The sequence below is a fragment of the Pseudomonas sp. EA_65y_Pfl1_P113 genome (genome assembly GCF_963970525.1).
GTDB classification, from domain to species: domain Bacteria; phylum Pseudomonadota; class Gammaproteobacteria; order Pseudomonadales; family Pseudomonadaceae; genus Aquipseudomonas; species Aquipseudomonas tritici.
This window is the reverse complement of the sequence record NZ_CAXAQM010000020.1, coordinates 75,572-93,542: the sequence shown is the minus strand read 5'-3', so window position 1 is coordinate 93,542 and position 17,971 is coordinate 75,572. Positions and strand designations below refer to the sequence as shown.

The following is a 17,971-nucleotide window of genomic DNA, read 5'->3' as shown; positions in this document are numbered from 1 at the left end:
GGTGCTCCTTAGAAGCCTAAACTGGATAACAGGTCATCAACATCATCCTGACCCGATACAACGTCTTCACGTTTATCGGCATGAATCTGCGGACCTTCACCCTTGGCGAGATGTTTTTGTGGATCTTTTTCCGAGAGGATCGCTTCGCGGTCATGTTCGATACCGGCAAAACGGTCTACCTGGCCTGCCATAAGCACTAATTTGAGCAAGTTGCTTTCTACTTCGGTGACCAACTGAGTCACACGCTTGATCACCTGGCCGGTGAGGTCCTGGTAATCCTGGGCGAGCAGAATGTCGTTGAGGTTGCTGGAAACCGTGCGGTTTTCCTGCTCGCTGCGTGACAAGAACCCTTCGACCCGACGCGCCAGCTCACGGAACTCTTCAGCCCCGACTTCGCGACGCATGAAGCGGCCCCAGTCAACGCTGAGGGCCTGGGCTTCGGTGGCCATGCCATTGACCAGGGGCGTGGCATTTTCCACCAGGTCCATGGTGCGGTTGGCCGCCGCCTCAGTCAGCCTGACCACGTAGGACAGGCGTTCGGTGGCATCGGTGATTTGCGAAATTTCTTCGGCCTGGGGCATATGCGGGTCAATCTGGAAATTGACGATCGCACTGTGCAGCTCGCGCGTGAGCTTGCCCACTTCCTGGTACAGGCCGCGGTCACGGGTCTGGTTGAGCTCATGGATCAACTGCACCGCGTCGCCGAAATGGCCTTTTTCAAGGCTGTCGACCAACTGGTGAGCATGCTTTTTCAGGGTTGACTCAAAGTCTCCCTGTGACGTTTCTTTATGCTCCATAGCTCCCCCGCGATGGCATTAGCCGTGGATGCGTTCGAAGATTTTTTCGATCTTCTCTTTCAAGGCCAATGCAGTGAATGGCTTGACCACGTAACCGTTAACCCCGGCTTGGGCGGCTTCGATGATCTGCTCACGCTTGGCTTCGGCGGTCACCATCAGCACAGGAAGGCTGCGCAGCTTTTCGTCAGCACGCACGTGGCGCAGCAAGTCGATACCGGTCATGCCCGGCATGTTCCAGTCTGTTACCAGAAAGTCGATGCTGCCGCTGTTGAGGATCGGAATGGCTGTGATGCCGTCATCCGCCTCGACCGTGTTAGTGAACCCAAGGTCACGCAACAGGTTTTTTATGATCCGCCGCATCGTTGAGAAGTCATCAACGATGAGGATTTTCATGTTCTTGTCCAATTCGACCTCCAAGCAGTCTTAAACGCGCCCAGCACCTGGACGCGCCATATCATTCAACAGGCATTACACAAAAAGGACTGCCGGGGCCACCACGGGTCGAACCCGCGAAGGTCAATCACCGTCGCGGTATCGTCTGCAGTGTCCCCACACTGCCTGTCAGCGCGCTCGCCACTCTCCCAAACGCCCCCGCAAGCGGGCTGCGCACTGGCTATGCAACTGGCTGACCCGCGATTCACTGACCCCCAGGACCTCACCGATTTCCTTGAGGTTCAGCTCTTCGTCGTAGTACAGCGCCAACACCAGCCGCTCCCGCTCCGGCAAATTGGCAATCGCTTCCGCCAGCGCCCCCTGGAAGCGTTCATCTTCCAGGTCGCGCGATGGCTCCATATGAGCGCTCGCGCCGTCCTCGTGCAGCCCTTCGTGTTCGCCGTCCTGCAACAGGTCGTCGAAACTGAACAAGCGGCTGCCCAAGGTATCGTTCAAAATCCCGTAGTAATCGTCGAGACTCAATTGGAGTTCGGCCGCAACTTCGTGATCTTTAGCGTCGCGACCGGTTTTTGCTTCAATTGCGCGAATTGCGTCACTGACCATGCGCGTATTGCGGTGTACCGAACGCGGCGCCCAGTCGCCTTTACGCACTTCATCGAGCATCGCGCCACGGATACGGATACCCGCATACGTCTCGAAACTCGCCCCCTTGCTCGCGTCGTATTTGGTCGACACTTCGAGCAAGCCGATCATGCCAGCCTGGATCAGGTCTTCGACCTGGACGCTGGCGGGCAGGCGTGCCAGCAAGTGATAGGCAATGCGCTTGACCAAGGGCGCGTAGCGCTCGATCAACTCGCCCTGGCTGTCACGGGCAGACTTCTTGTAAGCGTTGTAGCCGTTCGCTGTCATAGCACCGGTCCTGCGCTCGTCTGATGAACCAATCGCTCGACGAAAAACTCCAGATGCCCCCGAGGGTTGGCGGGCAACGGCCAAGTATCGACCTTTTGGGCAATAGCCTTGAACGCCAATGCGCATTTGGAACGAGGAAACGCTTCGTAGACTGCACGCTGCTTTTGCACAGCCTTGCGCACACACTCGTCGTAGGGAACTGCGCCAACGTATTGTAAGGCGACATCGAGGAAGCGGTCCGTGACCTTGGTCAACTTGGCGAACAGATTGCGCCCTTCCTGCGGGCTCTGGGCCATGTTGGCCAGGACGCGGAAGCGGTTCATGCCGTGGTCGCGGTTAAGCAGTTTGATCAGGGCGTAGGCGTCGGTAATCGAGGTGGGTTCATCGCAGACCACCAGCAAGACTTCCTGCGCAGCGCGCACGAAGCTGACCACTGACTCGCCGATCCCGGCGGCGGTGTCGATCACCAGCACGTCGAGGTTGTCGCCGATATCACTGAACGCCTGGATCAGGCCGGCATGCTGCGCCGGGCTCAGGTGCACCATGCTCTGGGTGCCAGAGGCCGCCGGCACGATGCGGATGCCACCGGGGCCCTGCAGCAGCACATCGCGCAGCTCACAGCGGCCCTCGATCACATCGGCAAGGGTGTGTTTGGGCGTCAACCCCAGCAGAACGTCAACGTTCGCCAGCCCCAGGTCAGCATCCAGCAGCATGACGCGACGGCCAAGCTCTGCCAGGGCCAGGGACAAATTCACTGACACGTTAGTTTTGCCGACGCCACCTTTGCCGCCGGTCACCGCGATCACCTGTACGGGATGCATGCTGCCCATTTTATTTCTTTACCTTGTCTTGCTTAGACGCAGGCTACATGGCTTGGCCGCGTGAATCGCTTGCAGACCATCGATGTAGATACATTTCATGGTGTTCATCCTGACCTCAACCCACCCGTTTTGCGGGGCTGTGGTAAAGGTCGGCGAACATATCGGCCATCGCTTCCTCGCTAGGCTCTTCTTGCATTTGCACGCTGACAGCACGGCTGACCAACTGATGACGGCGCGGCAGGTGCAGATCATCCGGAATCCGCGGCCCGTCGGTCAGGTAGGCGACCGGCAATTCATGACTGATGGCCAGGCTCAGCACTTCACCCAGGCTCGCGGTTTCATCGAGCTTGGTGAGGATGCAACCGGACAGGCCACAACGCTTGTAACTATGATACGCAGCGGTAAGAACCTGTTTCTGGCTGGTGGTTGCAAGCACCAGGTAATTCTTCGACTTGATGCCACGCCCGGCGAGGCTTTCAAGCTGCATGCGCAAGGCCGGGTCGCTGGCTTGCAGGCCGGCGGTATCGATCAGCACCACGCGCTTGCGCAGCAACGGGTCGAGAGCGTTGGCCAGGGACTGGCCCGGGTCAACGTGGGTCACCGGCACATTGAGGATTCGGCCCAGGGTCTTGAGCTGTTCCTGGGCGCCAATACGGTAGCTGTCCATGCTCACCAGCGCGATGTTCTGCGCGCCGTACTTGAGCACATAACGCGCCGCCAGCTTGGCGAGGGTGGTGGTTTTGCCCATGCCGGCAGGGCCGACCATGGCAATCACACCGCCCTCTTCCAGAGGTTCGATTTCCGGCGTGGTGATCATCCGCGCCAAGTGGGCCAGCAACATGCGCCAGGCCTGGCGGGGTTCTTCGATTTCGGTGGTCAGGGCCAGCAGGTCACGCGACAGCGGGCCGGACAGGCCGATGCGTTGCAGGCGGCGCCACAGGTTGGCCTGTTGCGGCTTGCTGCCTTGCAACTGCGTCCAGGCCAGCGAGCCTAGCTGCACTTCGAGCAGTTCGCGCAGGCCGTTGAGTTCAAAACGCATCGAGTCGAACACACGCTGGTCGACGCCAGCAGCCGGGGCTGGCGCGGCAGGGCGCTGCGGTTCTTTGAAGGTCGGCTCAACCAACGGTTCGGAAGCCGTCAGCGGCAAGCCGGCGAACAATTGGCGATTGGTGGTGGCATCGCTGTCGCCACGCATGCTCAGTTCAGCCTGGGCCGAGACAATGCGCGACGCCGTCTTGCGCAGCTCGTCTTCGAGCTCCATGTTCGGCACGCGCGGCGCCAGTGCCGAGGGGGTGTAGTCCAGGGCAGCCGTCAGCTCGACACCGCCGGCAATACGACGATTTCCGATAATCGCGGCGTCGGCGCCCAGCTCATCACGAACCAGTTTCATGGCCTGACGCATATCGGCGGCGAAAAAACGCTTAACTTGCATAACCCACTACCCTCAGCCGTTCGGCCCTACTGTCGCGACGATAGTCACTTGCTTATTGTCAGGAATTTCCTGATAAGCCAAAACGTGCAAATTCGGTACTGCCAGGCGTCCAAACCGCGACAACATCGCCCGGACGGGGCCTGCCACCAGCAGGATCACTGGTTGGCCTTGCATCTCCTGGCGCTGTGCGGCGTCGATCAACGAACGCTGCAGCTTCTCAGCCATGCTTGGCTCCAGCAGGACGCCCTCTTCCTGACCAAGCCCGGCCTTCTGAATACTATTGAGCAAAATCTGTTCCAACCTTGGTTCCAAGGTGATCACAGGCAGCTCGGAGTCAAGCCCTACAATGCTTTGCACGATTGCGCGGGACAATCCGACGCGCACCGCAGCCACCAGAGCGGCAGTATCTTGACTCTTGGCGGCATTATTGGCGATGGCCTCGGCGATGCTGCGAATGTCGCGCACCGGTACTTGTTCGGCCAGCAGCGCCTGCAGCACCTTGAGCAATTGCGACAGCGAGAGGATGCCCGGCACCAGCTCTTCGGCGAGTTTTGGCGAGGCTTTGCCGAGCAAACCCATCAATTGCTGGACTTCTTCGTGGCCGATCAGCTCGTGGGAGTGCTTGTAGAGGATCTGATTGAGGTGGGTGGCGACCACGGTGCTGGCGTCGACCACGGTGTAACCGAGGGACTGCGCCTGGCTGCGCTGGCTGATTTCGATCCACACCGCGTCCAGGCCAAAAGCCGGATCTTTGGCGGTGATGCCGTTGAGACTGCCGAATACCTGCCCTGGGTTGATCGCCAACTCGCGGTCCGGGTAAATCTCGGCTTCCGCCAGGATCACGCCCATCAAGGTCAGGCGGTAGGCGCTTGGGGCCAGGTCGAGGTTGTCGCGGATATGCACGGTGGGCATCAAGAAGCCCAGGTCCTGGGACAGCTTCTTGCGCACGCCCTTGATCCGCGCGAGCAATTGGCCGCCCTGGTTGCGGTCTACCAGCGGAATCAGGCGGTAGCCCACTTCCAGGCCGATCATGTCGATCGGCGTCACGTCATCCCAGCCCAACTCCTTGGTTTCCTGGGCGCGGGCCGGGGATGGCAGCAGCTCCTGCTGACGCGCAACATCCTGCAAGGCCTGCACCTTGACGGCGTTTTGCTTTTTCCAGAACAGGTACGCAGCGCCACCGGCAAGGGCGGCCATGCTCAGGAACGAGACATGAGGCATGCCCGGCACGATACCCATGATCGCCATGATGCCTGCCGCCACGGCCAACGCCTTGGGCGATGCAAACATCTGCCGGCTGATCTGCTTGCCCATGTCTTCGGAGCCCGAAGCACGGGTCACCATGATCGCTGCAGCTGTGGATAACAACAGTGATGGCAATTGCGCCACTAAACCGTCACCGATGGTCAGCAAGGCATAAACCTTGCCCGCCTCGCCAAAGGTCATGCCGTGCTGGAAGATGCCGACCGCGACGCCGCCGATGAGGTTGATGAACAGGATCAGCAAGCCAGCGATGGCGTCACCGCGCACAAATTTGCTGGCACCGTCCATGGAACCGTAGAACTCGGCCTCCTGGGCCACTTCCAGGCGGCGTGACTTGGCTTGGTTCTGGTCGATCAGGCCGGCGTTGAGGTCGGCGTCGATGGCCATCTGTTTGCCGGGCATCGCGTCGAGGGTAAAACGCGCGCTCACCTCGGAAATCCGCCCGGCACCCTTGGTCACCACTACGAAGTTGATGATCATCAGGATCGCAAACACCACGATACCGACCACGTAGTTACCGCCGATCACCACCTCACCGAAGGCCTGGATCACCTTACCGGCCGCCGCGTGGCCGTCTTGGCCGTTGAGCATCACCACGCGGGTGGACGCCACGTTCAGCGCCAGCCGCAGCAGCGTCGCGATCAGCAGAATGGTCGGGAATACCGCGAAATCCAGCGGCCGCAAGGCGTATACGCAAACCAGCAGCACGACGACCGACAGGGCAATGTTGAAGGTGAAGAACACGTCCAGCAGGAACGGCGGCATTGGCAACATCATCATTGCCAGCATCACCAGCAACAACAACGGCACACCCAGATTGCCCCGCGAGAGGTCAGTCAGGGTGGAACGTGCCGTGCCGAGCATTTGAGAGCGATCAACCACCGGTATTCCTCGTATCCCTTGAAGCAAAGTTTTGACGCCGGGAGGCGTCCTGAAGGCGTTATTGCAAGAAGCCTTCCAACTTTTGCTTTGCCGCTTAGATCGCTTCTGGCTTGAGCTGTGATGACCTCACAAGCAACCGAACTCCCAAGTGTGAATCGATTCAAATGAGGGGGCGCACGGGGCGTCGCACAGCTGATTGGGCTGGCGGAGCGAGTGCTCGATGGCGCCGAACAACCGACGCTATTGATCAGCTTCACCTTCGTCCCGAGTGATAACCCCAAACCCCTTCTGCGCGTTAAACCATTTCACCGTACCGGTTGCCATTGCCGTTCCCCTGACATCTCGCTCAAGGACATTAGGGATAACTCTGGCTTCGCACGCAAAGACGCCATCGGGCCGGTGAATCATGCAAAATTCCACTCGCTGGCCCACCGCAAGCCAGATGCAGCGAGAACCCAAGAGATCCACTTGCACGTCGTCCCCACCTTCCAGGGCAATCCAACCTTTCCCAGTCTTGCGGTCATAAGATTTGACCGTGCCTCTGAACATCTTCCCCTCTCTCCCTGCATCTCGTTTACAGCCTGCGCGCAGTGCTGGCTGTAGTAGAACTGCGGGAAGCACAAGATGGCTACTGTCAAATATGACAGGTAGACGGAAGATCATGAGGCGTGATAGGCGGAGATGATCAGGAGTCGCGGCGTAATTCAGGCGGGATTGGCAAGTCTTTCAGCGGGTCCGGGCGCTTGCCCTTGCCCGCACGGTATTGGCGGATCTGATAGACATAGGCCAACACCTGAGCCACGGCGAGGTACAACCCGGCGGGAATTTCCTGGTCGAGGTCGGTGGAGTAGAAGATCGACCGCGCCAACTCCGGCGACTCCAGCAACAGGATGTTGTTGGCCACCGCAATCTCACGAATCTTAAGGGCCGTAAAGTCACTGCCCTTGGCCAACAACATCGGCGCCCCCCCCTTCTCCGGGTCGTACTTGAGGGCCACGGCATAGTGCGTCGGGTTGGTGATGACCACGTCGGCGTCGGGCACCGCGGCCATCATCTTGCGCTGGGACATTTCCCGTTGCAGTTGGCGAATACGCTGTTTCACCTCGGGGCGGCCTTCCGAATCCTTGTGCTCGTCGCGCACTTCCTGCTTGGTCATCAGCAGTTTCTTATGGCTTTCCCACAGCTGGATCGGCGCATCCACGGCGGCAATGATGATCAGCCCGGCGGCCATCCACAGCGCGCTCCAGCCCACCACCTGCACGCTGTGAATGATCGCCGACTCCAGCGGTTCATGGGCGATGCGCAGCAGATCGTCGATATCCGACGAGAGCACCATCAGCGCCACAAACAAGATCAGAATGAATTTGGCCAGGGCCTTGAGCAACTCCACCAGAGCCTTGGCGGAAAACATGCGCTTGAGCCCGGCACCGGGGTTCATGCGGCTGAATTTGGGGGCCATGCTGCCGGCGGCGAACAGCCAGCCGCCGAGGGCGACCGGGCCGATCAACGCGGCCAGCAGCAAGGTGATCAGGATCGGCTGCACCGCCAGGAGCGCGATTTTCCCCGAGTGCAGCAGGTACTGGCCCATGGCGCCAGGATTGAGCAGCACCTCGCGGGGCAAGGCGAAGTTGTGCTTCATCAACTCCATCAAGTCCAGCGCCAGGCCACCGCCGTAGATCAGCAAGGCGCCGGCGCCGGCCATCATGGTCGCAACTGTGTTGAGCTCTTTGGAGCGCGCAATCTCGCCCTTTTCCCTCGAGTCCTTTTTACGTTTCTCCGTGGGGTCTTCTGTTTTGTCCTGACCACTCTCGCTCTCGGCCATGGCTCAGCGCGCCCGTGCCAGATCACGTAAGAACTGCAGGGCGTCGGTCGCCAGCGGTTGATACTGATTGAGAATGTCAGCCAGGCCGAGCCAGAAAATCCCCATGCCCAACACCAGGGTCAACGGGAAACCAATCGAAAAAATGTTCAGCTGTGGCGCCGCGCGGGTCATCACACCAAACGCGATGTTGACCACCAGCAGCGCAGTGATCGCCGGCAACACCAGCAATAGCGAGGCGCCCAACACCCAACCCAAGCGCCCCACGATTTCCCAGAAGTGATTGACCACCAGCCCCGAGCCGACCGGTAAGGTGGTGAAGCTCTCGGTCAACACCTCGAACGCCACCAAGTGCCCATTCATCGCCAGGAACAGCAGGGTCACCAGCATGGTCAGGAACTGCCCAATCACCGCCGCCGACACACCGTTGGTAGGGTCGACCATGGACGCGAAGCCCATGCCCATCTGGATCGAGATGATTTGCCCGGCGATGACAAAGGCCTGGAAAAACAGCGAGAGGGAGAACCCCAACATAGCGCCGATCAGGACCTCCTCGGCAATCAGCAGCAGTGCGCTGAGGTCGATGGCATTCACCGGCGGCATCGGTGGCAAACCCGGCACGATCACTACGGTAATCGCCACCGCAAAGTACAGGCGCACGCGCCGTGGCACCAGGGTCGTGCCGAACACCGGCATGGCCATCAACATCGCCGTTACGCGAAACAGCGGCAGGATGAAGGACGCCACCCAGGTGCTGATCTGAGTGTCGGTCAATGCCAGCAAAGACTGCATCGGGTCAGCCGATCAACTGCGGAATACTGCCGTACAACTGCAGGATATATTCCATGAAGGTCTGTACCAGCCACGGACCGGCAACGATCAGCGTGACCAGCATCACCAGCAGGCGCGGCAGGAAACTCAAGGTCTGTTCGTTGATCTGGGTCGCGGCCTGGAACATCGCCACCAGCAAGCCCACCAACAGGCTCGGGACGACCAGCACGGCGACCATCAAGGTGGTCAGCCACAGCGCTTCACGAAACAGGTCGACGGCAACTTCAGGTGTCATCGCGCTATACCCCGCCGAAACTGCCGGCCAGGGTGCCGATAATCAGCGCCCAGCCGTCCACCAACACAAACAGCATGATCTTGAACGGCAACGAGATGATCAGCGGCGACAGCATCATCATACCCATCGCCATCAGCACGCTCGCCACCACCAAGTCGATGATCAGGAACGGAATAAAGATCATGAAGCCGATCTGGAACGCGGTCTTCAACTCGGACGTGACAAACGCCGGCACCAGGATGGTCAGCGGCGCCTGGTCGGGGGTGGCGATGTCGGTGCGCTTGGACAGGCGCATGAACAGCTCAAGGTCGCTGGAGCGGGTCTGCGACAGCATGAAATCCTTGATCGGGACCTGGGCTTTGTCGATCGCATCCTGGGCCGTCATTTTCTCCGCCAGGTACGGTTGCAGCGCTTGTTGGTTCACCTTGTCGAACACCGGCGCCATGATGAACATCGTCAAGAACAACGCCATGCCGGTGAGGATCTGGTTCGACGGCGTCTGCTGCAGGCCCAGGGCCTGGCGCAAGATGGAGAACACGATGATGATCCGCGTGAAGCTGGTCATCAGCATGACAAACGCCGGGATAAAGCTCAGCGCGGTCATGATCAGCAGGATCTGCAGGCTGACCGAATACTCCTGCGCCCCGGCCGCATTGGTGCCCAGCGTAATGGCCGGGATCGACAGCGGGTCGGCGCCAAGCGCCAATGGCGCCGCCAGCAACAGCATGAGCGTCAATAAAACGCGCATTACTTCTTATCCTTCTGATCCTTGCCCAGCAACTCCATCAGGCGCTGAGCGAATTCTGGCGTGGCGGGCTTGGACGGGTCCACGTTTACCGGCGTCTTGAGCACGTGCAGCGGAGTGATGCGTCCGGGGGTAATGCCCAGCAGGATCTGTTCCTCACCCACTTGCACCAACACCAGCCGATCACGCGGGCCGAGGGCACGGGAGCCGATCATTTCGATCACCTGGCCGTTGCCCGGGCCCACGCGCTGTACGCGGCGCATCAGCCAGGCCAGCGCAAAAATCAAGCCGACCACCAGCAACAGGCCCAGCACCAGCTGAGTGAGCTGCCCGCCGACACTGCCCACGGGCGCAGCGGCGGCCTGGGCCACCGGTTCAGCGGCCCAGGCGTCCAGGGGCAATGCGACTAACAGTCCCACGATCAGCCGTTTCATATCAGCGCAACTTCTTGATGCGTTCGCTCGGGCTGATCACGTCCGTCAGGCGGATGCCGAACTTTTCGTTGACCACGACCACTTCGCCGTGAGCAATCAGGGTGCCGTTCACCAGCACGTCCAACGGCTCGCCGGCCAGGCGGTCGAGCTCGATGACCGAGCCCTGGTTGAGTTGCAGCAGGTTGCGGATGTTGATTTCGGTGCTGCCGACTTCCATGGAGATCGACACCGGAATGTCGAGAATCACATCCAGGTTCGGGCCGTCGAGGGTCACCGGGTCGTTGTTCTTCGGCATGCTGCCGAATTCTTCCATTTGCAGGCGATTGCCGGCCGGTGCAGTGGCAGCGTCAGCGGCCAGCAGCGCATCGATATCGTCTTGGCCAACATCGCCGGTTTCTTCCAGGGCAGCCGCCCATTCGTCAGCCAGGGCCTGGTCTTCGGCGGAAGTGTTTTCGTGTTCGGTAGCCATTACATGTCCTCGGCGGAGCAAACATTCATAAATTAATTAGGGCGAATCAGCGACGGTTGATCGGCTCGACCACTTGCAGTGCCAGGTTGCCCTTGTGGGAGCCGAGCTTGACCTTGAACGACGGCACGCCGCTGGCGCGCATGATCATTTCTTCCGGCAATTCGACAGGGATGATGTCCCCCGGCTGCATGTGCAAAATATCGCGCAGACGCAACTGGCGACGGGCCACGGTGGCGCTCAGCGGTACGTCGACATCCAGCAGGTCTTCGCGCAGGGCCTTGACCCAACGTTCGTCCTGGTCGTCCAGGTCGGACTGGAAGCCAGCGTCGAGCATTTCGCGCACCGGCTCGATCATCGAGTAAGGCATGGTCACGTGCAGGTCGCCGCCGCCGCCATCGAGTTCGATGTGGAACGTCGACACCACAATCGCTTCACTGGGGCCGACGATGTTGGCCATGGCCGGGTTCACTTCCGAGTTGATGTACTCGAAATTGACTTCCATGACCGCCTGCCAGGCTTCCTTCAAGTCGATGAAGGCTTGCTCCAGCACCATGCGCACCACCCGCAGTTCGGTGGGGGTGAATTCACGGCCTTCGATCTTGGCGTGACGGCCGTCGCCACCGAAGAAGTTGTCCACCAGCTTGAACACCAGCTTGGCGTCAAGGATGAACAGCGCAGTGCCGCGTAGCGGCTTGATCTTGACCAGGTTGAGGCTGGTGGGCACGTACAGCGAATGCACGTACTCACCGAACTTCATCACCTGCACACCGCCCACCGCCACGTCCGCCGAACGGCGCAACATGTTGAACATGCTGATGCGGGTGTAACGGGCGAAACGTTCGTTGATCATCTCCAGGGTCGGCATGCGCCCACGGACGATGCGATCCTGGCTGGTGAGGTCATAACTTTTGACGCTGCCGGGCTCGGCAGCCATTTCGGTCTGTACCAGACCATCGTCGACACCATGCAGCAGCGCGTCGATTTCATCCTGGGACAGCAGGTCTTGCACGGCCATGTCGTGATCCTACTGCAATACGAAGTTAGTGAAGAGCGCCTGTTCGATCACGACTTTGCCGAGTTCCTTCTGGGCCACTTCCTGCACACTGGCAGTGACCTTCTGGCGCAGCATTTCCTGGCCTACCGGGGTGGCAAGTGTGTCGAAGCTCTGGCCGGAGAACAGCATCACCAAGTTGTTGCGGATCACTGGCATATGCACCTTGAGGGCATCCAGGTCCGACTGGTTACGCGCCAGCAAGGTGATGCTCACCTGCAGGTAGCGTTGACGACCGTTCTGATTGAAGTTGGCGACAAAGGCCGGAAGCATCGGCTCGAAGATTGCCGGTTGCTTGACGTTACTGGCAGTTTCAGCGGCGGCTGCCGGTTTGGCGGCGCTGCTGTGCATGATGTACCAGGTGCCACCCACCGAGGCGCCGATGGCCAGGAGCAGGCCCACGACTATCAACAGGATAAGCTTGAGCTTACCTTTGCCTGCGGGTGCTTTTACTGCGTCGTCGCTCTTCGCCATGCCAATAATCCGTCACTATTCGGGGATTCATAGATCTACGGAAAGGCAAGAGCAAGTGTTATGCCAGAGTTGTCTGGTAGACAGGGGCAGATGTCACGCTGGATATCCCATGTGGCAGCGGGCTTGCTCACGAATGCGGTGTGTCAGTTAATCCATCTGTCACTGATCCACCGCATTCGCGAGCAAGCCCGCTCCTACATTTAGGCCTGTGCAGGGTTCGAGTCAGGCGTAGTAATCGACAGCGCTGGAGCCGATCACCGTAGAGGTCACAGGCGCGACAGCTTCAGCCACGTCAACGTGAGCGCCGTTGTCGCCGCTGTCACCACGCCCGCTGCCGCCGCCCACTCCACGGGTCTGGGCCTGCGGCTGTTGTTGTTCCTGACCACGAGACTGGTCAGACACGTTCACATCCACCTGCCCCATCCCCTGCTGGGCAAACATCTCGCGCAAACGCCCCGACTGGCTTTCCAGCGCCTCACGCACCACCGGGTGGGCGCTCATGAAGTTGACCTGGGCCTGCTGGTCGGCGGTCATGTTGACCTTGATATCCAGGCGACCGAGTTCAGCCGGCTGTAACTGGATCTCCGCCGACTTGAGGTTGGCGCTGGACAGGTACATCACGCGGTTGACGATTTCGTCGGTCCAGCCGCTCTGGTGCATGGCCAATGGCGCATTAGTCACCGGCGGCAAGGCATTGGCGGTTTTCGGCGTGGCGGCTTGAGTCAACGCGGCCAAGCGGTTGGCGAAGTCATCGACACGGGTGTCGCTGCTGGCGTTCTTCAGGTCCTTGAGCCCGTCCTCGATCAGCCCACTGAACGCTTTGTCGCCGCCTTGGTCAGTGCTGTCCTTGGAGGCTTGCTGGTCGACCATAGTGGCCAGGCCAGCAGCAAAATTCTGCGCGGCGGTCGGCTGATCTTGAGTCGGGGCCGGGGCCGGGGCCGCTTTCGCCTGCGCCTGGCTGCTGGCAGAGACATGACCGCCCTGCTCCATCGCCAGGCGCACGGCCGGCATGGCATCCAGGGGATCAGCTTCCGGGTCGAAGGCCGGCTTGGCCTCCTCGGTTGCTGCGATCGGTGCCGCGACTACCGGCTGAGCCTTGTCATCCTTGGCGGCGGTCAGGGGCGCGGGGGTTTCTACCGGTATTACCGTCACAGCCACCGGGGTGACGGTGGCAATCAATGCCGGATCGACCACCGGATCAGCCGGAGGCTGCTGCACGAGGGTCGGGTCGGACGATGCGTCGTCGTCTTTGCTGGCAGAGTCGTCGGTCTTGGCCGGCGGGGTGGCAGGCAAGGGTTTGCCGCTATCGGCAACCGCTGGCGTGCTGGCGGCAGGTTTGTCGTTGCCCGCTGCAGGTTTGGCACTTGCATCCGAAGACTTGCCGGCAGTGGGTTTGGGCGAGTTATCGTCGGCCTTGACCGTGGGTTTGGCGCCTTGGCTGGCGAACACTTGAGCGAAGCCAGGGCCCGTGTCCCGTGGGGTCGCAACCGCTGCCGGTGGGTTGGCGACGGGTGCTTGAGGCTTGGCCGCGGGGGCAGCCTGAAGGAGCGAATTCGGGGCGACTGGCATAGGTAAAGGTCTCCACTGCATGGGGATCGGGGATGCAGTATCAGGAGGTATAGCAAGAGTTGGGCCAGGTTTCTTGTTGGACTGGTTTTATTGTGTACATATCCGTTTCTGCGGTTACGGCTGCTATTGGTTCCGCCCTTACGGCGGCTCACTTTGGAAAAGAGCCCCAAAGTAAGCAAAGGGCTCTTGCCCCAACACTCGGCACCTCGCCTAGGCTCGGTGTGCCCGTAATCCGACATGGATTTGGGGGGCCGCCGCCACGCGCCATCCATGGCGCGGGGCGGCTAAACCGGCATCCCTGCCGGTTTACCCCCCAAATCCATGTCGAATTCCGGCCAGCGTGTTTAACGGGGCGCCTCAGATCAAGATCACAAGCCAGATCAAGAGCAGATCAAGAGCGGGTTGATATCTGCCTGATGAATGGAGATTTAAATTGTGGGAGCTGGCTTGCCTGCGATGCAGGCAACTCGGTACATCAGATAAACCAGGGTGATGCTATCGCAGGCAAGCCAGCTCCCACATTTGGACCGAGATTGGCAGTTAGAAAACCGGTCGGCCCTAAGGCCGCCGCGCTTTGCTTTTGATCTGGGGCGCCCCGTTAAACACGCTGGCCGAACGCAGGCTTTGGAGCGTGGGTAACCCGGCAGGACGCCGGGTTAGCCGCGCTGGGCCAAGGATGGCCCATCGCGGCGGCCCACGCTCCAAAGCCTTCGTTCGGGCACACCGAGCCTAGGCGAGGTGCCGAGTGTTGGGGCGAAGCGTTTTTGGTTACTTTTTGCGCTCTTCAAAAAGTGACCCGCTGTAAGAGCGGAACCATAAGGGGCCGTTACCTAAATAACGGATATGCACACAACCGCAACTCAAACCCCAAACCGCTGCCGCTCCGACTCGTACAGCGGCTTAACCAAAGCAAACTCATAATCAATCTGATCCACGAGCGCCCCCAGATCCGTGGTGGATTGAACCGACTCAATTTCCAACCGCTGACACAACTGCGCCAACCGCACCGCCCCAAGGTTCCCACTGCTCCCCTTGAAGCTATGCGCAATCCGCCCCAACGCCTTCGCATCATCCCGCGCCTTGCGCAGCGCCTCGACACGCTTCTGGGAATCGTCGAGAAAGGTATCAAGCAACTTGGGATACTCGCCTTCCATGACTTCCTGCAAACCCGACAACACATCTGGGTCCAGATGTAGATCAATCACTTGCTCGCTCCTTGATCAAGAATCGGCAGATTATGCCAGAGCCTCCCAGCAAAACTCCACGCAGACACTGCGCCCGCCATCGGACCAGCGTACATCGCTGCTCAACTGCCGTACCAAGCTCAACCCCCGGCCAGACAGACGGTCGATGTCCCGCGGCCGCGCCAGCACCTGTTCCACGTCAAAGCCCGCGCCGCTGTCTTCAATACACAGGCTCAGGCGACCGCCCCCCTGCGTCGGCACCACCTGCACATGCACCCGCACATAACCGCTGGTCAGCAGGTTCAGGCGGTCATTGCGCAGGTGGTAATACTCGGCAAACCCTTGGGCATCGCGCTTGAGCCGGGAGTCCAGGCCCAGCACGCCATGCTCCAGCGCGTTGGAATACAGCTCGGCCATCACGCTGTAAAGCGCCCCGCTCTGCTCGCGAAGGCCATGGATTTCCAGCAACAGTTGCAACAGGTACGGCAAAGGGTTGTAACGTTTTAACGTTTCGGCGCGGAATTCAAAACTCACCGACCAATCCAGCGGGCATGCCTGCCCGCTGTCGGCGTATAACTGCCCGGTGGCACGCGGCTGCTGGCCGGCTTGCAGGGTGATTTCCACCATGCTCACGTCATCCCGCGCTTCACCTCGAAACGCCGCCAGGGCCTGTTCGATATCTTCAAATAAACGGTCAGGCTCGCGATTGGCAGCGAACACCTGCTGCAAACGCTCTGCGCCAAACAGCTGGTCATTGGCGCCAGCAGTGTCCAACACGCCATCGGACAGCAAGAACACCCGGTCGCCCAGGGCCATGGGCCAGACTTCAGTGCGATCATCAAAGGCCTCCGCCGACAGCACCCCTAACGGCAAATGTCGGGATGCCAGTGGCGTGCGTCTGCCGGTGGCGACTTCATGCACATACCCTTCGGGCATGCCGCCGTTCCACACCTCCACCACCCGCCGCTGCGTGCTCAGGCACAACAGCGTGGCGCAGCAGAACATGTCCACCGGCAGGATGCGCTTGAGCTTGGCGTTCATCTCGCTCAAAACTTGCGCCAGGCCGTAACCCTTGGCGGTCATGCCGTAGAACACTTCTGCCAGGGGCATGGCGCCCACCGCCGCCGGCAGGCCGTGGCCGGTGAAATCGCCGAGCAACACATGCATGTCGCCGGAGGGCGTGTAGGCGGCCAATAGCAAGTCGCCGTTGAACAACGCGTAGGGCGATTGCAGGTAGCGAATATTCGGCGCGGCGTTGATACAGCCCGAATGCGCAACCTTGTCGAACACCGCCTTGGCCACCCGCTGCTCATGCAGGAGATAGTCATGATGCTTGGCGATCAGGTCTCGCTGCTGCAGGACCGTGGCCTGCAACCGCCGCAGACGGTCCATCGCATTGATCTTCGCCGCGAGAATAAGTTGGTTGTAGGGTTTGGGCAGGAAATCATCGCCGCCGGCATCCAGGCATTGGGCCAGGGCCTCGCTCTCACGCAGGGAGGTGAGGAAAATCAGCGGCACCAGCTCTTCACCCGCCAACTGCTTGATCCGGCGCGCCGCCTCAAAGCCATCCATCACCGGCATCAGCGCATCCATCAACACCAACTGCGGGCGCTCACGGATAAACACCTCGACCGCCTCTGCACCGTTGGTGGCCGTCAGCACTTGGTGGCCCTGGCGCCGTACGATGGTCGCCAGCAACAGCAGGTCGGCGGCGCTGTCTTCGGCGATCAGGATCGTCAGCGGTTCAAGGACGGGGGCCAGGGCGCTCAACTGATGTCGAACAGTTTGTCGAAGTTGGAGATAGCGAGGATCTTGCGCACATCGGAGTTGCTGTTGATTACCCGGACTTCCGAGTCGTCGCCCCCCGCGTGATCACGCAACAGCAAGAGCATGCCCAAGGCCGAGCTGTCCATGTAGAGGGTGTCCTTCAAGTCGACGACGTACAACTCAGGCACTTTGTTGAACGGCTCATAGGCCTCGCGAAAGGTTTGATGGCTGCCGTAATCGAACCGACCTTTGATCACGATCGTCAATTTCTTCCCATCCAGGGATACTTCTGACTCAACTGACATGCGACTGCTTCCTTGTCATTGGCAATGACACAAGGTTTAGCAGGTGAACCGGCTATGGGCAACACAACAAATCAAATGTGTGTGGGCTATGCAATATTTGTGTGTGTAAATGCCCGTGGCCATCGCAGGTAAGCCCACTCCTTAATACTGTTCTTGGCGTGGAAGGCGCTGTGACAGTTCGTCCAGCAGCTTCTGCTCGCGCTTGTCTTCCAGCGCCCGCGCCTCGTCAATGTAGCGTTGCACCAGTTTGCGCAAGCCCTCGACGCGGGCAAACGCCTGCTGCCAGCTTTCGCGGGCCTTGTCGAGGTTGTTCTGGTGCCACGCCAGGCTCTGGCGTTGCTGGCCGACGGCAGTTTCCAGCTGGTTGAGAAAGCCCTGGTAGCCCATCAACCATTGGCCCGAGACACCTTGGGTGCCGCGCTCGATCCATTGCTGCTGGTACTCACCGCGAAAGCGCTCCAGGTCACCCAGTTTGCTTTCCGCCAGGCGGACTTGGCCCTGGAAATACCCCAGGCGCTGAACGGCGGTTTTTTCGGCTTTTTCGGCCATGTCCACCACCGGAGCCAGGCGCGCAGCACGGCTGTTGGCCAT

The 17,971-nt window shown here is 60.1% G+C and carries 20 protein-coding genes; all 20 read right to left on the bottom strand.

The genetic code is table 11. The annotated features are described in order from the left end of the window. Positions 1 to 8: 8 nt before the first annotated feature. Positions 9 to 797, bottom strand: a complete 789-nt coding sequence (locus AACY52_RS18750) for a protein phosphatase CheZ (protein ID WP_090399987.1) — start codon at positions 795 to 797, stop codon at positions 9 to 11. An 18-nt stretch (positions 798 to 815) separates the two neighbouring features. Then, a complete protein-coding gene (locus AACY52_RS18745; RefSeq protein WP_015885173.1) occupies positions 816 to 1,190 on the bottom strand; it encodes a chemotaxis response regulator CheY in 375 nt (124 codons plus the stop codon). A gap of 168 nt (positions 1,191 to 1,358) precedes the next feature. Then, positions 1,359 to 2,099, bottom strand: a complete 741-nt coding sequence (fliA, locus tag AACY52_RS18740) for an RNA polymerase sigma factor FliA (protein WP_049712165.1) — start codon at positions 2,097 to 2,099, stop codon at positions 1,359 to 1,361. Beyond that, positions 2,096 to 2,929: a flagellar synthesis regulator FleN gene (fleN, locus tag AACY52_RS18735; protein WP_339416596.1), complete on the bottom strand. Its 834-nt coding sequence runs from the start codon at positions 2,927 to 2,929 to the stop codon at positions 2,096 to 2,098. Before fleN ends, fliA begins: the two co-directional genes overlap by 4 nt. A 106-nt stretch (positions 2,930 to 3,035) precedes the next feature. Next, positions 3,036 to 4,352, bottom strand: a complete 1,317-nt coding sequence (gene flhF / locus AACY52_RS18730; protein ID WP_339416598.1) for a flagellar biosynthesis protein FlhF — start codon at positions 4,350 to 4,352, stop codon at positions 3,036 to 3,038. A gap of 12 nt (positions 4,353 to 4,364) precedes the next feature. Continuing rightward, on the bottom strand, positions 4,365 to 6,479 hold the full coding sequence (flhA, locus tag AACY52_RS18725) for a flagellar biosynthesis protein FlhA (protein ID WP_339416761.1): 2,115 nt from the start codon (positions 6,477 to 6,479) through the stop codon (positions 4,365 to 4,367). Between the two features lie 258 nt (positions 6,480 to 6,737). Further along, on the bottom strand, positions 6,738 to 6,821 hold the full coding sequence (locus AACY52_RS18720; protein ID WP_339427463.1) for a cold shock domain-containing protein: 84 nt from the start codon (positions 6,819 to 6,821) through the stop codon (positions 6,738 to 6,740). Between the two features lie 361 nt (positions 6,822 to 7,182). Then, positions 7,183 to 8,319: a flagellar biosynthesis protein FlhB gene (flhB, locus tag AACY52_RS18715; RefSeq protein ID WP_339416600.1), complete on the bottom strand. Its 1,137-nt coding sequence runs from the start codon at positions 8,317 to 8,319 to the stop codon at positions 7,183 to 7,185. A gap of 3 nt (positions 8,320 to 8,322) precedes the next feature. Next, entirely contained in the window at positions 8,323 to 9,108 is a 786-nt protein-coding gene (fliR, locus tag AACY52_RS18710; protein WP_339416602.1) for a flagellar biosynthetic protein FliR, read from the bottom strand. A gap of 4 nt (positions 9,109 to 9,112) precedes the next feature. After that, positions 9,113 to 9,382, bottom strand: a complete 270-nt coding sequence (gene fliQ, locus AACY52_RS18705; protein ID WP_003192936.1) for a flagellar biosynthesis protein FliQ — start codon at positions 9,380 to 9,382, stop codon at positions 9,113 to 9,115. A 4-nt stretch (positions 9,383 to 9,386) separates the two neighbouring features. After that, on the bottom strand, positions 9,387 to 10,130 hold the full coding sequence (gene fliP / locus AACY52_RS18700; RefSeq protein ID WP_339416603.1) for a flagellar type III secretion system pore protein FliP: 744 nt from the start codon (positions 10,128 to 10,130) through the stop codon (positions 9,387 to 9,389). After that, the gene (gene fliO / locus AACY52_RS18695; RefSeq protein ID WP_314568761.1) at positions 10,130 to 10,561 is read right to left on the bottom strand and encodes a flagellar biosynthetic protein FliO; all 432 of its coding nucleotides are present in this window, start codon (positions 10,559 to 10,561) and stop codon (positions 10,130 to 10,132) included. Before fliO ends, fliP begins: the two co-directional genes overlap by 1 nt. A 1-nt stretch (position 10,562) precedes the next feature. After that, positions 10,563 to 11,030 carry a flagellar motor switch protein FliN gene (gene fliN, locus AACY52_RS18690; RefSeq protein ID WP_339416606.1) on the bottom strand — a complete coding sequence of 156 codons (468 nt, stop codon included), beginning with the start codon at positions 11,028 to 11,030 and terminating at the stop codon, positions 10,563 to 10,565. A gap of 46 nt (positions 11,031 to 11,076) precedes the next feature. After that, positions 11,077 to 12,045 carry a flagellar motor switch protein FliM gene (gene fliM, locus AACY52_RS18685; protein ID WP_339416607.1) on the bottom strand — a complete coding sequence of 323 codons (969 nt, stop codon included), beginning with the start codon at positions 12,043 to 12,045 and terminating at the stop codon, positions 11,077 to 11,079. Between the two features lie 9 nt (positions 12,046 to 12,054). Continuing rightward, complete coding sequence (gene fliL / locus AACY52_RS18680) at positions 12,055 to 12,555, bottom strand: flagellar basal body-associated protein FliL (RefSeq protein WP_339416608.1); 501 nt, start codon at positions 12,553 to 12,555, stop codon at positions 12,055 to 12,057. Positions 12,556 to 12,777: 222 nt separating this feature from the next. Next, positions 12,778 to 14,124, bottom strand: a complete 1,347-nt coding sequence (locus tag AACY52_RS18675; RefSeq protein ID WP_339560695.1) for a flagellar hook-length control protein FliK — start codon at positions 14,122 to 14,124, stop codon at positions 12,778 to 12,780. Positions 14,125 to 14,984: 860 nt separating this feature from the next. Next, positions 14,985 to 15,329, bottom strand: coding sequence for an Hpt domain-containing protein (locus AACY52_RS18670; protein WP_339416611.1), 345 nt, complete (start codon positions 15,327 to 15,329; stop codon positions 14,985 to 14,987). A 30-nt stretch (positions 15,330 to 15,359) separates the two neighbouring features. Beyond that, entirely contained in the window at positions 15,360 to 17,078 is a 1,719-nt protein-coding gene (locus AACY52_RS18665; protein ID WP_339416613.1) for a fused response regulator/phosphatase, read from the bottom strand. Beyond that, positions 17,075 to 17,380 carry an STAS domain-containing protein gene (locus AACY52_RS18660; RefSeq protein ID WP_339416615.1) on the bottom strand — a complete coding sequence of 102 codons (306 nt, stop codon included), beginning with the start codon at positions 17,378 to 17,380 and terminating at the stop codon, positions 17,075 to 17,077. The genes AACY52_RS18665 and AACY52_RS18660 overlap by 4 nt, the downstream gene beginning before the upstream one ends. Positions 17,381 to 17,521: 141 nt before the next feature. Then, entirely contained in the window at positions 17,522 to 17,971 is a 450-nt protein-coding gene (gene fliJ, locus AACY52_RS18655; protein WP_339416616.1) for a flagellar export protein FliJ, read from the bottom strand.